At 49.1% G+C, this 14,996-nt stretch carries 14 protein-coding genes; 7 read left to right on the forward strand and 7 right to left on the reverse strand.

What is annotated here, in order from left to right; translation table 11 throughout:
• The first annotated feature begins 697 nt into the window (after positions 1-697).
• Positions 698-1,903: a homospermidine biosynthesis protein gene (locus tag OXH18_RS07970; protein ID WP_268611978.1), complete on the forward strand. Its 1,206-nt coding sequence runs from the start codon at positions 698-700 to the stop codon at positions 1,901-1,903.
• Between the two features lie 216 nt (positions 1,904-2,119).
• On the opposite strand, the gene OXH18_RS07975 is transcribed toward OXH18_RS07970, so the two are convergent.
• Both OXH18_RS07975 and OXH18_RS07980 read right to left on the reverse strand, forming a co-directional pair.
• A complete protein-coding gene (locus OXH18_RS07975; protein WP_268611979.1) occupies positions 2,120-3,439 on the reverse strand; it encodes a YcjF family protein in 1,320 nt (439 codons plus the stop codon).
• A gap of 68 nt (positions 3,440-3,507) precedes the next feature.
• Positions 3,508-5,328 (reverse strand): iron uptake porin, encoded by a 1,821-nt coding sequence (locus OXH18_RS07980; RefSeq protein ID WP_268611980.1) that lies wholly within the window; start codon positions 5,326-5,328, stop codon positions 3,508-3,510.
• Between the two features lie 625 nt (positions 5,329-5,953).
• Here OXH18_RS07980 and OXH18_RS07985 point away from each other — a divergent pair.
• Both OXH18_RS07985 and OXH18_RS25480 read left to right on the forward strand, forming a co-directional pair.
• Entirely contained in the window at positions 5,954-6,520 is a 567-nt protein-coding gene (locus tag OXH18_RS07985; protein ID WP_268611981.1) for a histidine kinase dimerization/phospho-acceptor domain-containing protein, read from the forward strand.
• A gap of 78 nt (positions 6,521-6,598) precedes the next feature.
• Complete coding sequence (locus OXH18_RS25480) at positions 6,599-6,784, forward strand: ATP-binding protein (protein WP_390904389.1); 186 nt, start codon at positions 6,599-6,601, stop codon at positions 6,782-6,784.
• Here OXH18_RS25480 and OXH18_RS07990 read toward each other — a convergent pair.
• From OXH18_RS07990 to OXH18_RS08010, 5 genes are all read right to left on the reverse strand, one after another.
• Positions 6,757-7,317 carry a GNAT family N-acetyltransferase gene (locus OXH18_RS07990; RefSeq protein WP_268611983.1) on the reverse strand — a complete coding sequence of 187 codons (561 nt, stop codon included), beginning with the start codon at positions 7,315-7,317 and terminating at the stop codon, positions 6,757-6,759. The genes OXH18_RS25480 and OXH18_RS07990 overlap by 28 nt on opposite strands.
• A 25-nt stretch (positions 7,318-7,342) precedes the next feature.
• A complete protein-coding gene (locus OXH18_RS07995) occupies positions 7,343-7,936 on the reverse strand; it encodes an LOG family protein (RefSeq protein ID WP_268611984.1) in 594 nt (197 codons plus the stop codon).
• Between the two features lie 184 nt (positions 7,937-8,120).
• Complete coding sequence (hemJ, locus tag OXH18_RS08000; protein WP_268611985.1) at positions 8,121-8,714, reverse strand: protoporphyrinogen oxidase HemJ; 594 nt, start codon at positions 8,712-8,714, stop codon at positions 8,121-8,123.
• 300 nt (positions 8,715-9,014) lie between these two features.
• The gene (locus OXH18_RS08005) at positions 9,015-9,239 is read right to left on the reverse strand and encodes a DUF2811 domain-containing protein (RefSeq protein ID WP_268611986.1); all 225 of its coding nucleotides are present in this window, start codon (positions 9,237-9,239) and stop codon (positions 9,015-9,017) included.
• A 109-nt stretch (positions 9,240-9,348) separates the two neighbouring features.
• Entirely contained in the window at positions 9,349-9,537 is a 189-nt protein-coding gene (locus tag OXH18_RS08010) for a hypothetical protein (protein WP_268611987.1), read from the reverse strand.
• Between the two features lie 588 nt (positions 9,538-10,125).
• Here OXH18_RS08010 and OXH18_RS08015 point away from each other — a divergent pair.
• From OXH18_RS08015 to OXH18_RS08030, 4 genes are all read left to right on the forward strand, one after another.
• Positions 10,126-10,293 carry a hypothetical protein gene (locus OXH18_RS08015; RefSeq protein WP_268611988.1) on the forward strand — a complete coding sequence of 56 codons (168 nt, stop codon included), beginning with the start codon at positions 10,126-10,128 and terminating at the stop codon, positions 10,291-10,293.
• Positions 10,294-10,474: 181 nt separating this feature from the next.
• Positions 10,475-11,848: a Kae1-like domain-containing protein gene (locus OXH18_RS08020; RefSeq protein ID WP_268611989.1), complete on the forward strand. Its 1,374-nt coding sequence runs from the start codon at positions 10,475-10,477 to the stop codon at positions 11,846-11,848.
• A 220-nt stretch (positions 11,849-12,068) separates the two neighbouring features.
• Positions 12,069-12,425, forward strand: a complete 357-nt coding sequence (locus tag OXH18_RS08025; protein WP_268611990.1) for a hypothetical protein — start codon at positions 12,069-12,071, stop codon at positions 12,423-12,425.
• Positions 12,426-12,637: 212 nt separating this feature from the next.
• Positions 12,638-14,917 carry a hypothetical protein gene (locus tag OXH18_RS08030; protein WP_268611991.1) on the forward strand — a complete coding sequence of 760 codons (2,280 nt, stop codon included), beginning with the start codon at positions 12,638-12,640 and terminating at the stop codon, positions 14,915-14,917.
• Positions 14,918-14,996: the final 79 nt, after the last annotated feature.

Raw genomic sequence — 14,996 nt, forward strand, 5'->3', positions numbered from 1 at the left:
GGGCTTCAATCCAGCTCCTTTCCCCAAGCAGGAAAAGGGGATGGGGGATGAGGGCGGATACGGCAATCCCAAAGTTGGATGCATCGACACATCCCTAGAACCTAAGAGGAGATGTTACACTATAAGCTGTCCACATTGCAAAAGGTTGCGTTCCGTTGAAACTCCTTTCCTTTCTTGGACTCTTCCAGGCAGGTTTGTGGAACCTGGAAATCAAGTTGCAGCGTAGACGATTGACTGACCCCGCTCTGTCTTGGGCCGATCGATGTGAAGGGCCCAGTATGTTCTGATCGACCTGTAACTGTAGGTTTGCAGGCAGTAGGTCACATTAAGCAGACAGGTTTAGCATGGCGCTAGCGTCTGATCTTGCCCTAGGAATGTGTCTTGCAAACTCGGTCGATCGGGCACTCTAGCAAAAGCTTCACTTACTTCAAATAAACAGTCCTGAAGAATTGCGCTATGGCCGTCTTCAGAAGTTTGATTGCACAATCGCAGCTATTTTGGTTGTCTGTTGCTTGAGCGCGTTGATGCTTGCTCCACTTCTAGGTTTAGAAGCACGGAGGAGGGCGATCGGGCGATTGGCAGCAACTGATTTAGTGACTTCTAATCAGTAACTTCTGAAGCGCAAGGCTGTAAGGGTTCTTTTTGCTTCTGTTGACTTAAGTCATCTTTCAGTTTTTACTTATCGGGAGTATCAGTGATGTCAAACGCACTCAGCCGTAAAATTGCACCCGTCCCTATGCCAGGCGACATCAGCGTAGTGGACTTAATCGATGGGTATTTCACTGCCTATAATTCAGCCCGACTGCGAGAAATTTGTCAGTTGCTCAGCCGCGATGTTTTGCAGAAGGGGGTCACGGTTGGACTCAGCCTTTCTGGAGCCATGACCCCGGCTGGACTGGGTGTATCGGTGTTGGCCCCCTTGATCCGCCATGGATTTGTGGATTGGATTATTAGCACCGGAGCCAACTTGTATCACGATCTGCACTATGGACTGGGTTTAGATCTCTATGCCAGTCATCCGTTTGTAGATGATGTGAAGCTGCGTCAAGAAGGACGCATTCGTATCTATGACATTGTGTTCGGATATGATGTACTGCTGGAAACAGATGCCTTTATTCGTGAATTACTGAAAGCTGAACCGTTTCAGAAGCGCATGGGCACGGCTGAATTTCACTATCTGCTGGGCAAGTACGTTTATGAACTGGAAAAACAACTAGGTGTGAACCATCCGTCTTTGCTGTCAACGGCTTACGAGTGTGGTGTTCCCATCTACACTTCGTCTCCTGGCGATAGTTCGATCGGCATGAATGTGGCTGCGCTGCAACTGGAAGGCTCTAATCTGACCATCGATCCTATGCTGGATGTGAATGAAACAGCGGCGATCGTTTATGCTGCCCGAGAATCTGGCATCCCCGATGTAGAAGGCAAAAGTGCGGCGCTCATTATTGGCGGCGGTAGCCCCAAGAATTTTTTGCTGCAAACCCAACCGCAACTTCATGAAGTTCTGGGACTCGAAGAACGCGGCCACGACTACTTTATCCAAATTACCGATGCGCGTCCTGATACAGGTGGACTGTCGGGTGCAACCCCCGCCGAAGCGGTCAGTTGGGGCAAAGTTGATCCAGAGGAATTGCCCAGCACAATCGTCTGCTATACCGACAGTACGATCGCTCTACCCATCATCACAGCCTATGCTATCAACCAATGTGAACCGCGTCCGCTGAAGCGCTTGTACGATCGGCGGGAAGACTTACTGGAGCGGTTGCGGATGGACTACTATGCAGCTCAACTACGACGCCCCGAACAGCCAACTGTGGCAGTGGCACAAACCCTGGTTCAACCTGTTCCCGTGCGTGAACCTGTTGCAACCTATCCTTGTGGCACGCCAATTCGGAAGCGATGAGAGTTGAGGTTGGAGTCGGGAATGGGGAATGGGGAGTCGGGAGTCAGGAATTGACCAATTCTTGATGACCAATTACCAATTACCAACTAACATCATGGGCGACTTTTCTAAGGTATTATGCAGATTCTGTATTGCCCTCATCCCCGCCCCTGCTCCCACCAAATGAATAGGTATTAGTCTGATTGGGTTGAATTTTGTTCAGTTGGGCTGTCTACATCATTTCATGCTGCGAAATCGTTCTTTTGCTGACTTAAACGCTTCTTGCATCACGGCTTGAATTTTGGCAGGATCAGGTTTTTTGCCCCCCATGAGGTCGCCAAAATAAACGCAGGCTCCTTCCCCTAACGACCAGGTATATGCCGCTGCCCATGAGGCCGCAATGACGCTGCCAAAGCCAGGGATAAACTTAATGAGCTCCCGCCCGATCGCCTGAGCCAAAAAGCCGCCGGCAATTGCACTCACAATTCCACCTGCTTGAGAAGGAGACAGGATTTGCCCATACAGTTTCCCTAACGCTGTCACCATCGATACCTGAAGTGCGGTGAGAACTGGCATCGTGGCAAAGGGCAGGGGGACGGCGGCGATGGTAGCAGCCATAATAGCAAACGCCAAAATGTAGCGCCGTCCTACATCACGGTAAAGATTACCCAATTGTTTGCTGGCTTCGTCGCGATCGAGTAGCTGATAGATGGCACGTGCTTCGGCTTCGGGCAACAAATCAGACAGGGCATCGCGCAAGGCTTCTAGTCCATAAAAGACAGGATTATAACCGTCTTCTTCGAGGGTGAAATCTAGCAATACCGCTCGATCGAACAAGCCAGCAAAGGTCTGCTGCATAAGCGCAAAGGAGCGGTTGATGTCGGCAAACATGGGTGGATAAGCTGGATGATCGACCACATCGGCGGGGTAAACCTCATGCAAACACGTCACCGCTAGTAGGCAAGGAATGTTGGGATACTGTTGTCGCAACTGTTGGGCAATGAGTCGCAGCGTATCGGTGGCAAAATCATTGACTTTGATCGTTAAGATCAGCACTCTTGCACTATGACTTTCCTGTTGTAGGTCGCCGATTAAGTCCTGAATCACGGCTTGCGTATCCTGGTTAACATCCCCTAGCCCCACCGTATCGGTGAAGATTAGCAGCGGCAGATCGCTGGACGGATAGGCATATCGCTGGGTGTGCTGAGTATGAGGACGAAATCCTTGTCCCACAATGTCTGCCGAAACGCCTGTTAATCCACGCACGATCGAACTTTTTCCGGCTTGGGGTTTGCCAATCAGCAATGCTTCAGTGGTGGGCAATTCTTGGCGAACCGACTCTAGAATTTCTGCTACTTGGGATTCACTAACGCTGAACCAACTGACGATTGTTTGGGCTACCCGATCGATCGGCAACCGTTTCGACAATTGCGACGACGCTTCGTTCCAAACGCTAAAAACTTGACGCGACCAATCCGGCTTGGATGTGGGCGTAGGGGCATCATTTGAAGGTTCGCTAGAGGGCTGCGAGTCGTTGGAATTGCGTGGTTCAGTCATACGCCTCCGCAGGACACACACCAACCATTTTACAGCGATCGGTGGTTGCCCCGGTGATAGAAGACCAGTTAGAAGAAGAAGCGAGTTCGCAAGACACCAATCACCACATCGTCATTGTCGTTATTGTGATTGGGAGCCGTCAACCAAATCACCCCCGGCGTGATGTCGAGATTGTCGGAAATGACATAGCTATAAAAAGCTTCGAGATGCAGTGATGTATCTTCATCGGTTTCACCGCCATTTACACTGTCATCAATATCGGTCAGTTTGGGTTCCATCCCCACGACGAATCCGAGTGTGTTGCCTTCACCACCTAAATCAACGAATGCAAGATTAGCTGCCCAGTTCCAGACATTACCGTCACCTCTACCAATGTATCGATGATTTGAGTAGCCAACCCATCCCCCGATCGCCACATTCGGAGTAATATCAAATACACCTGAAAGTCCGTAAGCATTGGTAATTACTGGGCGATCGAAACTGTCGTTGGCTAAGTTGCTGCCCGTGGCTAACCCAAACTCATCGCTGGGTGAATAGGCATTGATGTAGGTTAAACCCAACCGCAATAATCTTTGATCAAACGGATAAGCAATCAGTTGAGCCAATGCGCCATATTTGCCGTTAAATAAGCCACCGCCCGGAACCGGATCGCTGGTATCTGGAACCAAATAGCCCAAGTTCAGTTCCAACGCTTCATCAAAAAATAGCTGTCGCAGCCCCAGCCCCGCGCCAAAGGAGTAGTTGTAAATGGGATTGCGTAATGCAAACAGCGACACCGCTCTGCCGTCAAAGTAAGGGTTCAATTGGGTTGAAGCACCCAAATCCACAAACCCGTTGCCAGTGCCGGCAATGTACACTTCAGTATCAGAACCGATCGGAAACACATAGCGCAATAGTGCCAAAGAAAGATCTCCGTCACTGTTTCCGTCATATTCAATTCGTCCTTCATTGGTCAATAGTACTCCACTATTGGTTCCTCCCAAAGGTTCAACATTGCCAGTCTGCAATCGTGCCGTCAGTAAATCTTCACCGAAGAAACTGGTATCAAAATTGAGACGAACGCGGTATCCACCCGTTGGAATTCTAGGTGCAGAATCACCCTCTGCATTATCTCCGGTGATAATACTGCTGAGAGCAAAAATTGTTTCGCCATTAAGCCTTGTAGTGGTTGAAAATTGATTTGCTTCCAGTTCGGCTGTTCGCACTTCTAGATCATCCACACGTCCCCGTAATGTTGCCAGTTCAGCGGCAAATTCTTCTTGTAATCGCTGTAGCGTGACCAAATCTTCGCGAGTAGCCAAATCGGCGGTACTAGCGGCAATTAATTCACTGATGCGATCGAGACAGGCATTAAGTCCGGCGGCAAATTCATAGCGCGTCATAGCACTTTGCCCTCGATAGGTTCCGTCTGGGTATCCGGCAATACAGCCATATCGTTCTACTAGAGATTGCAGCGCTTGATAAGCCCAGTCGGTGGGTTGCACATCCGATAGCTGCGTTACTGAGGTGACTTGCCCCAAATCTTGCGACGCTAACCATTCGGACTGGAGAGGGGTGGATTGAGGCACTGTCGCTGCTACATCGGGCGCAGAGGACTGAAGAGATGAGACGAGTTCTAAGGAGCTTGATGGCGCAATGTGCAACAGCGAATCGTCTAAAGGGACATCCGCCGCTTCTAGAACTGTTGACGTGTCGATCGACTCTATCACTGGACTGACAACAGCGACGGCAGTTGGTTTAACCACAGATGGTGTCGCGACAAAGCTAGATTCTAATGACACCGCTTCATCTGCTTTAGCGACTTGTTCAGTAGAGAAAATGATGCTAGAAAAAAATCCAGTTAAATATAAAACCGATAAGAGTTGTGTTTGGTGATTAAATAATTTCATTCTCTTCACTCCGATCACACTCGAAAAATAAATAAAGCAAGTCAAACAAATGAAAGAACATCTAATAGCAATGGTTGAAATTTCAGCCCTTACTATTATTGATTTAAATTGATTTAAACAGCTTATTTTCTCTGTAATTTCAATCAGAGCGATCGACAGAACGCAAAGAATGAAGGCTCTTTCCAGGCGAAATTCCTCTACAATCAAGCAGGGTTTGCCCTAGGTAAGCAGAGAAGCTGTGTGCCTATTTAATTACTCGCTCGATCGTTATTCTACGATTTTTTATGAAACCCAATCGCTACAACTTTGGATAGAGTTTTCGTAAAGAAATAATAACAATTGCTTTTAAAAGCATCATCCTGAACTGATCAAAGAGAATTCAGGAGGACAAATCGCCTTCAATAACCGCCCGCACGGACAGCCTAACAGTATTCTCCAACCACCTTCCACCCTCTCGATCGGGTTGATTTGACGAGCACTGTAGAATGAATGAGAAGTATTTAACCCATATCTTCAGCAACCATGCAGCAGCAACCCCATCCATTCTTGCCACTGATTCGTTCTAGGGTACAGACCCGCTCATGCATCCTTTGCTCATTAACGTCACGATTCAGGAGAGCCGATTATGCTGGAGAGCGTTTATTGGTGTAAGGACGGAACACTGGTTCCCGTGGAGGCAAGTATTTGCTTGTTTGAATCAGGCGCTCGGTTACTAGAGTTAGCGGTTGTGCGTGATATTCGCGATCGGAAGCAAGCCGAACAGGCCATGTCTCGACTAGCCGAAATTGGGGAACTGGCAGCCATGATTGTTCATGAAGTGCGAAACCCCCTCACAATGGTACTAATCCTCACAACGGTACTAATGGGGTTAACGAGTTTCTGTAATCTAAACTTGATAGATTTCGCTCAACAGCGACCCAGTTTAGCTCTAGAAGAAGCAGAGCGGTTAAAGCGATTGCTGAATGAAATGTTACTGTACACCCGCCATCAAGTTTTGCAATGTGCAGAACTTGAAATCAACGAATTTGTCACCGAAATGCTAGAAGCAGTTCGGAGTCTTCCAGCAATGATGAACCGCAAAATTGAATTAATTTCTACCCTGTCAGCAGCATGGATTTTAGGCGATCGCGATAAGTTAAGACAAATATTCATTAATTTAATTAAGAATGCGGGTGAAGCAGTAGAAGATTGAGAAATCATTACTTGGCATATTGATTCTGATTGCACTACCAATCAAATTCTAATTAGTGTTCGCAATAGCGGTAAACTAATTCCAGCAGAAATTTTAGCAAAACTAGGAACCCCGATTTTTACCGCAAAAGCAAACGGTAATGGATTGGGTTTGGCGATGGTGCGACGAATTGTAAAAGCTCATCAGGGTCAATTGTTGATCAATTCCGATGCCCGCACAGGAACAACCGTTCGAGTTCAGTTGCCACTGGTTCGATGGAAATAAAAATCTGCTGCATTTAGATAATAAAGCTCTAGTTCTTCGTTGTAATAACAGAATACTCTCCCCCCCGGTTGCATACGCAATCGCTGCATCACCCGAATCGATGCCTGATTTTCGGGAATAGCCACCGCATAAATTACGGGCAACTTCAGTTGGTCAAATCCGTAGGTCAACGCTACCTGTCCTGCTTCTGTGGCATATCCCTGTCCCCAAGCAGTTCTCCGCAAATGCCAACCCACCTCATAATCCTGAGTCGGATTGTTGTTGTTGTCTGGCAACTGCTTCAACAACACTCCTCCCACAATTTCCCCGATCGATTTGTCGATAATCGCCCAAGAGCCAGTGCCGTTGTTGAGGGCGGCATACTGCGTCCTGATTGTTTCCAGATATTGTTGCACGGCGGCAATGCTTGGTTCTGGCGGACGAATAAAGTGCATCACCTCTGGATCACCATAAATGGCGAAGGCTGGGGCGGCATCTTGCTCTGGCTGCCAAGGACGAATCAGCAGGCGATCAGTTTCAAAAGTTGGATTCATCGTCAATTCACCGCTATAGGCTGAGTTAGCGATCGCGTACATCTAATTTATCTAAAGCCCACTTGTCCAGTGTGAGAGGTTGAAAGGCAGCAAGTTCATCTAGTAATTCGCTAGGATCTGCGGCGTCTAGCACAAGCGATCGATGCATAGGGCGAATAAACTGTTCGGCGGTAGCATGATCCAGCATAGACAACAGTAGATCGTAAAATCCAGCCACATTGAGTAACCCACAGGGTTTTTGATGAATGCCCAACTGCGTCCAGGTTAAAACTTCGCAAAATTCTTCAAACGTGCCATATCCACCGGGCATAGCGATAAAGCCATCCGCCAGATCCGCCATCAGCGCTTTGCGTTCGTGCATGGAGGACACTAGGTGTAACTGCGATAGTCCAGCATGGGCAACTTCTTTATCCGCCAATGCTTTTGGAATGACGCCGATCGCCTTTCCTCCAGCAGCCAACACCGCATCTGCAATGATTCCCATCAGCCCAACTCTGCCACCACCATAGACCAGTTCAATCTGCCGCTGCACCAACACCTGAGCCAAGGTTTGGGCAGATTGTTGATAGATCGATCGGGCCCCAACATTAGAACCACAAAACACACAAATTCGCTGCATGAATGGTTTTTACGCCAAGAACAAATCGCAGTTTAGCAAAGTACGAGTGGACCCACTTCATGCTGCTGAGTGATATGTCTGCCCGATCGCTGTACCCATGGGTCTGCTCTGTAAAAAAATTAAGGTGAGCACTGCCCACCTTACCTGAAATTCATCAATAGCGATCGAGCGTTCCGGATAGGCGCTAAGAAGCTGAGCCTTCCATCTTGCTGACATCTGTATTCAAAGCCGCCTGCTTCTCTTGATCGAGTCGTCGCTTGCGCGCATAAAGCTGGATGATAGCCGCAAAGGCAACGATCATGCCCAACACGGCCCAAGCAGTAATATCTGTTGGCAACTGATTTTTGAATACTGCTAGTAGCACAATCACCACTAGAAAAATGGTGGGAACTTCATTCAGTCCGCGTAGCTGCTGACTGCCCCAGGTAAATTTTCCTTGCTCCATCTGTTTGATCAGACGACCACAATAATGGTGATAGCCAACCAAAAGCGCCACTAACCCTAGCTTGGCATGAAGCCAGGGTTCTTTTAAAAGCTCAGGAGCCGTAATTAACATGGCGATCGCCATAATCACCGTGAACACCATGCCCGGTGTCATGATGATCTTATATAGCCGCTTCTCCATCAATTGATATTGCTGCTGAAGAATCGTGCGAGCGGGTTCGGGTTGCTCGTTGGCTTCCCTGTGATAGACAAATAAACGCCCAATATAAAACAATCCTGCAAACCAGGCGACCACGCCTACTATATGAAATGCTTTGAACCAAAGGTAGTTCATAGATTGCATCCTTTTGAATTCAGCCTCATTTTACCGAATTGCCAGCCGCTTGATGACAGCAGAAACCATGCAGGAAACAGGCAATGGGCGTCTGGAGTTACAACCCCAATGGCCCATTCCCGATTCCTGTTGCAATGTAATGGTAAGAAAACTTTAAATTAAGGCGACGATCGACTGGCTCGAAGTAACAGCAGGCGAACCGTTTCAGTGACACACAGTTGAGCAGCTTCAGGCAATCATTGGGTTTAGGCAACGATTGTTCTGGAAATCATGGCTTGAGAATCAACAGCAGATTCTAGGTTAAACAGCGTGCTTGAACAATGTATCGAGATAGACTCGTGCAGCCCGACGATAACTGCGAGAGGCATCTGGGGTACTGCTGTTGCCATTTTGCAGCAAAAACAGCGATAACGCCGCACAAAACACCCGATCGTGATCCCAGTCAGGGTGAGTTTCAAGAAACCCCAACAGTGATTCATGAAGTTCCTCTGGAATTTCTGCCAAGATGCTGACGGTTGCGTTCATAAAAGACCTCTTGCGCTGATTTAAGAAAAGAAAACAGGAAACAGGATCAACCCTCCTATGGCTGGTAAACGAGCGACTTTGCATTGGCGGCTCATAGTGTGGCACGGCCCTATTTGGAGCAAAAGTGAGTAACTTCAGAGAAGGACTCCAAACTTGGCTCCAAACGATAGGTCAACGCAAACACCGCAGCTAAAAGCAGCGCCATATCCATCTCGACTACATCCGATCGCCGTACAGAAACCCTGTGGGGCAAACGGCAGCAAAGATCAAGGCGTGCTTCATAGGTTGGTCGCATCATTTTGGCTAGTAGGGGGCAAGGCTGTCAATGCTGGCAAATTATGGCACGCAGTTCGCACTTTGAATCACCTCACGAGAGAATAAGTCTTTCCGGTTCATTTTTGTTACATCTCTCAACGAAAACTCAGCACTGAGAGAGACCCTGGTTGCAACGATCGATAATCCCCAGATTCAAGAGCAAGTACCAGCGTCTACGGGAAGAATCGTCATTCGCCTGTGGAAAACCGAGGCAAATCCTGTGGAAAACAACAAAGAGCCTGTGGAAACTGTGTGGAATGTGTGGGAAAACCCTAGTTAATTGATAAAAAAGATTAAGATTTAGCCGGGTATCTGGTTAAACTTAGCTGAAAATGTTGTATAGACGCTGTTTGAGCGAAAAAGTCGTGAGGTATCGAGAGTCAATCAAGTCATCATTTCGTGATGATGGATGTGACACAGACTTGAGCTTTGACCTTGAGAATGATTCTCAAATAATTAATTCAATGGTATTGTAGGGATCTGCGAGGCTTCGTGCTAGTTCCCGTTAATCGAATTCCCATTACCTAGAAACTAAGAACGCTGGAAATTACAGACCAGATTGGAGTTGTGTATGGGAAACCGCTCGTTGTGGAATGAACGCCCAATCTATGCCTTTATGGGTTCTTTGGCTCAAGATCGGTTTCAGAGTTGGGTGACACCATCTGTCATCTATCACACCAATCCTCACATCAAGCGCAGCATTCCCCTCAAGATCACGGCACTGGTTTCCCTCATTTGACTTAATCTGTGGCTAAACCAACTTCCTTGCCTTATCAACCGAAGGTAGACGGCAGGTGCTCACAGTGAGCAGCCTGTTTAGGAGTTGTTCTGATTTAATGGTTCGGCCTTGCGGCCATGAATGAGCGGGGTCGTTAAGCAAGCTCTATCTCACTTTCGTTGTTCGTCCCTACGGCTGGGTCATGCATACTACCAATAGACATACTACGACTGAACGTCACAATCGTCACAAGCAATCTTCTCAAGCCCATTATGCTTCCATTGTTGAATCGTCGATCGCTCACAAACAGGGTGGCACGCGATCGATCGCTCAATCTCTGTCTCAATGTGATGAGAGGCTTGTGTCTACTGGACTGACAAGTGAGTTCACAAAGAGTCTTGAAAATTCTGCTGAGCAGGGTCGTTCTGGAGCGGTTAATCACAGCTTGATGAGCGACGCGCCACCTGACATCGCTAAATCTCAGTCAGAAGCTTCCCTGTTAAGGGCGGACAATCCTCAACAGATCTTGCCTGAACGACTTTTGTTTGATGTGATGCTGAAACGGTTTAAGCGTCCGGGACTATCTGCCACTCGATCGCCGTCGCCAAACCGATCGCGAAAATTAGCACCGCGAAAATTGGTGCAGAGATCCTCGAAGCGGAAACCCACCTCAAGGCAGCCGTTGCCGTTGCCACCCATTCAACATCACCATGCCCATGTCGCTGCTTGCCTAGCAGAGAACCATTGCCCGCTTCACGCACGGGCTGTCCTCAGTGTTGCGCTAGATGAATTTGACTACAGCGAAAATGGAACTCTATGGGGAGGAGAGTTTTTCTTGGCAAACTATCGGCATTGTCAGCGGGTGGGCACGTTTAAGCCTGTATCAGTATTGAATGCCGGGCAGACGCTCGATCGACCGTGGTGCAATACCTATTCTCATCTAATTGCTGCATTCGACTGGGAAGATTTGCAGGCGGTCTATGGCGATCTGGAACTACTGCAATTTTTGAATCAGCAACCCCGCTCGGTCCTCAGCCAATTGCTGATCCAGCGAGTTCAGGCTCCCTTGACTTCCTCGGTCAGTTGCTTGTTTGATGCAGTGGCAACGGCGATTGGCATTGGTCGCAGTCAGCCCATCTGCATGGGACACGGATCGCTGGCCCTGGCAGCCTTAGTTCAGCCAGAGCATTTAGACCAAGTGCAGGATTCGTCTTATCCGTTTGAACTGAAATACTTGGGACGAGATACGGCATTGCCCTATCTAGAATCCCGATCGATGTGGCAAGCCCTGCTAGAAGATTTACTGCAACACACCCCGACTGCACTCATGGCGGCTCGGTTTCATGTTGGCTTGTCGCAGGCGATCGGGCAGATGGTTGCACATTTGCAAGAGCAGTATGCCTTTCAGCAGGTGGCACTCACAGGCAAGGTGTTCCAAAATTCGGTTCTATTGCAGCAAGTAACGCAGTGTTTATCGCAGTTGGGATTAGCTGTTTTCACCCACCGGCTGTTTCCGTGTCGTCATGCTGATCTGTTGCTGGGACAGGTGGCCATTGCTACGGCTCGATTGGTTTAAGGAATGAGGAGTAGGGAATGGGGGATAGGGAAGGTACATCCCACTTTCGTCTCTGTGTGGTTGTAGGGGATGCGCCAACCCTCAACTTCCACTTCCCAACCCCCGCTTGCAAAAACTGCAAACAAGCTAAAAATCTGTTGGTTGCTCGGCAATCGGTATTTAAATGGCTACTATGGGGTAGCGATTGAACGATCGCTCAATCGATCGAGGAGCATATCCGATGAATCCAACATTTCTTCCTCCAGAAGATTTACCGCCAACCAGTGGCTTTGAGCTTGACCAAAGGCTGCATCGTCAACTGGAGGAATCCATTACGAAGCGGTTTTATGAAGCGTGTGATGGAGTGATTCAAGGATTGCTTTGTCAGTGTCAATGGCATGTGACTACTCGCGCTCGGGCCCTGACGTTGGTATTGGCTTGCCCCAATGCAGCCGTCAACTGGCGGGTGCTGAATAACCTCATTCCCTTGGCGAATCAACTGGCTCGTTTCTGCCCCAGTGCCAAAATTCGGGTGTGTCCTCCGGCTGAGATGGGTGTGCCGTTTGAGTTGTGGATTGACGAAATTGCTATCCTGTGACCTCTCGACTTGACTGTAAGTTTGCTATCCTGATCACCGGAACATCCTGATTTGGCTTTTGCTTCTAGAGGATTACCAAAGAAGGTGACAAGCATCTAGGTTTTTGTTGTACTGTAGCGGTACTCTAAGAAATCTATGCTTGTGCTGATGTCAATCGTGCGGTATTGGGAAGTAGAGTGTAGGATTACGGCATTGTCGTGGTGGAGTGAGGTATGACTCAAAATCATGGAACACCAGACTATCCTTCAGAGGCAGGAAACCTGGACAAGGCGCAGAGTCAGGCAAAACCTCCTGCCTCTCAATCTGGACGCGCTGGTATTCCGGCCTTTGTGCCGTTATCCCAACCTTACACCAGCCTCTATCGCCAGTCCGCCGTCCCTCAGTCTCCAGAAGCTCGGACCAACCCTGAATATAGCGCTTCGTCTACAGCGTCCTCGCCCTCTATATCGACTTCGGCATCATCGATCGCATCTGCTGCGCCGATCGAGTTGCCCCTGGTAACAGAGTTCGATGACGCCACAAATTCTCGCTCTCGGTTTTCTCTGCAATTTCCCAAAAACTGGCTGTTTTGGGGCATTACGTCGGCGGTTGCCTTCAGTGGCTTGGGCATTATTTCAGCCATGACGTTGTTTCGGTTGCCGTCGTTGCCCAATTGCCCTGCTATCTTTTGGCCCACTGCCTCGGCTTCGTTGCGAATCTATTGTGCTCAACTGAGTGCCGAGCGTCGCACAGTGGAGGATCTACTCAAGGCGATCGCGCTGGTGAATAGCTTGCCTGAAAATCATGCCTTGCGTCCTGAAATCGATCGCAATATTGAAGCTTGGTCGAAGGAAATCTTGGCATTGGCCGATGAAACCTTTCAGCAAGGGGATTTAGATAAGGCGATTGCCACAGCTAAACGCATTCCCAATAACACAGAAGCGGCTGGGCTTGTGACGCAACAGATAAAGGACTGGCAAACAATTTGGGCCAATGCTGAAGCCATTTATCAAGACTCGATCGATGCGCTCAAGCAACAAGACCTCCGCAAAGCGTTTTCGATCGCGACTCGGTTGCTGGGCGTTGATAATGATTTTTGGCAAACCACGAAGTACAGAGAACTCAATACGCTGATTACTGTCACGCGGCAAGATTCTGACAAGCTGAACAAAGCTAAAGGGTTGGCTGATCAGGGTGGACTAGACAATCTATTGGCGGCCATTAAGCTAGCCGAAGAAGTGAGATCCAGCAGTCCACTGGCGGCTAGGGCCCAGCAGGCAATCGCCGATTTTGGCGAGGCTATGCTGGATTTGGCTCAAGCGACGCTCGATCAACGCGATTATGAGGGCGCGTTGGCGGTGGTACAGCAAATTCCCGCGCGGGCTGGGGTACAGGATGAAGTGAAGGATTTTCGCTCTCTAGCAGAAGCACAAGTCCAGGCATGGGGTGGCACGACAGATGATATTCAGGCGGCTATCAGCCGTGCCCAAAGAATTGAGCGCGATCGGCCGCTTTACAACAAAGCTCAACAACTGATCAGCTATTGGCAGCTTGAAATTGAAGACGTACAGCGGCTTGGTTCGGCTCGACAACTTGCTCAAGGTGGTTCACTAGGGGATCTGCGAGCAGCAATTGCAGAAGCGAGTTTAATTCCGTCGTTTAATCCACGTGGGGCTGAGGCGCAACAGGCTATTAATGAGTGGCAAACCACGATCGAAACGGCTGAAGATCGACCTTATCTTGATCGGGCGATGCAACTAGCAAGTCAGGGAGATATCAATTCGCTGCAAGCGGCGATCGATGAAGCTAGACGAATTGGTCACGGTCGGGCCTTGTCTGAAGAAGCCGATACCCAAATTGCCGCGTGGCGCGGGGAGATTCAGCGCATTCAAGATCAGCCGTTACTGAATCGAGCGCGATTGTTGGCCAATAATGGCAATTTGGTCGAGGCGATCGATGTTGCTGGACGCATTTCATCTGGACGAGCACTGTATGACGAGGCTCAGTCTGATATCGCGGATTGGAGTGCTCAGATGCAGCGATCGCAAGACCAGCCGGTATTAGATTTAGCAAGACAATATGCGCGACAGGGCAATTTAGCCCAGGCAATTCGTGTGGCCGAGCAAATTAGCACCGAACGGGTACTGTATGACGAAGCTCAAGCCGAGATTCAAACTTGGCGCGGTCAGTTCTCAGAACGCGATCGGCTGCAACAGGCCTACAGCACTGCCAATGCTGGTACCCCGGCGATGCTGCTCAGCGCTATTCAATTAGCGAATGAAGTTCCCACGAACGATTCAGTCCGGGCAGAGGCCAACCGCATGATTAGTCAATGGAGTTGGCGAATTCTGGAGATGGCGCGATCGCAAGCGAATTATGATGTAGCAGGAGCGATTGCCACCGCCCGCAGCATTCCGTCCTATGCTGAAGCTTATGCCGCCGCTCAACAGCAGATTCAGGAATGGCAACAACGAGGACGCCAGTCTCCCTCTCCACGAGTGCGGCTGGAATAGGAGAAGCTTTGTTGGCATGGCTGCATCGAGGATTCTGACTGCCCCTCACCCTAGTCCTCGCCCAACTGGCGAGGCAGCG

This window comes from Thermocoleostomius sinensis A174 (assembly GCF_026802175.1).
GTDB classification, from domain to species: Bacteria; Cyanobacteriota; Cyanobacteriia; order Elainellales; family Elainellaceae; genus Thermocoleostomius; species Thermocoleostomius sinensis.

Excerpts from the sequence above, each read along its gene's own strand:
- OXH18_RS07970 (WP_268611978.1), top strand. The coding sequence starts at position 698 with ATGTCAAACGCACTCAGCCGTAAAATTGCACCCGTCCCTATGCCAGGC.
- OXH18_RS07975 (WP_268611979.1), bottom strand. The coding sequence starts at position 3,439 with ATGACTGAACCACGCAATTCCAACGACTCGCAGCCCTCTAGCGAACCT.
- OXH18_RS07980 (WP_268611980.1), bottom strand. The coding sequence starts at position 5,328 with ATGAAATTATTTAATCACCAAACACAACTCTTATCGGTTTTATATTTA.
- OXH18_RS07985 (WP_268611981.1), top strand. The coding sequence starts at position 5,954 with ATGCTGGAGAGCGTTTATTGGTGTAAGGACGGAACACTGGTTCCCGTG.
- OXH18_RS07990 (WP_268611983.1), bottom strand. The coding sequence starts at position 7,317 with ATGAATCCAACTTTTGAAACTGATCGCCTGCTGATTCGTCCTTGGCAG.
- OXH18_RS07995 (WP_268611984.1), bottom strand. The coding sequence starts at position 7,936 with ATGCAGCGAATTTGTGTGTTTTGTGGTTCTAATGTTGGGGCCCGATCG.
- hemJ (WP_268611985.1), bottom strand. The coding sequence starts at position 8,714 with ATGAACTACCTTTGGTTCAAAGCATTTCATATAGTAGGCGTGGTCGCC.
- OXH18_RS08005 (WP_268611986.1), bottom strand. The coding sequence starts at position 9,239 with ATGAACGCAACCGTCAGCATCTTGGCAGAAATTCCAGAGGAACTTCAT.
- OXH18_RS08010 (WP_268611987.1), bottom strand. The coding sequence starts at position 9,537 with ATGATGCGACCAACCTATGAAGCACGCCTTGATCTTTGCTGCCGTTTG.
- OXH18_RS08015 (WP_268611988.1), top strand. The coding sequence starts at position 10,126 with ATGGGAAACCGCTCGTTGTGGAATGAACGCCCAATCTATGCCTTTATG.
- OXH18_RS08020 (WP_268611989.1), top strand. The coding sequence starts at position 10,475 with ATGCATACTACCAATAGACATACTACGACTGAACGTCACAATCGTCAC.
- OXH18_RS08025 (WP_268611990.1), top strand. The coding sequence starts at position 12,069 with ATGAATCCAACATTTCTTCCTCCAGAAGATTTACCGCCAACCAGTGGC.
- OXH18_RS08030 (WP_268611991.1), top strand. The coding sequence starts at position 12,638 with ATGACTCAAAATCATGGAACACCAGACTATCCTTCAGAGGCAGGAAAC.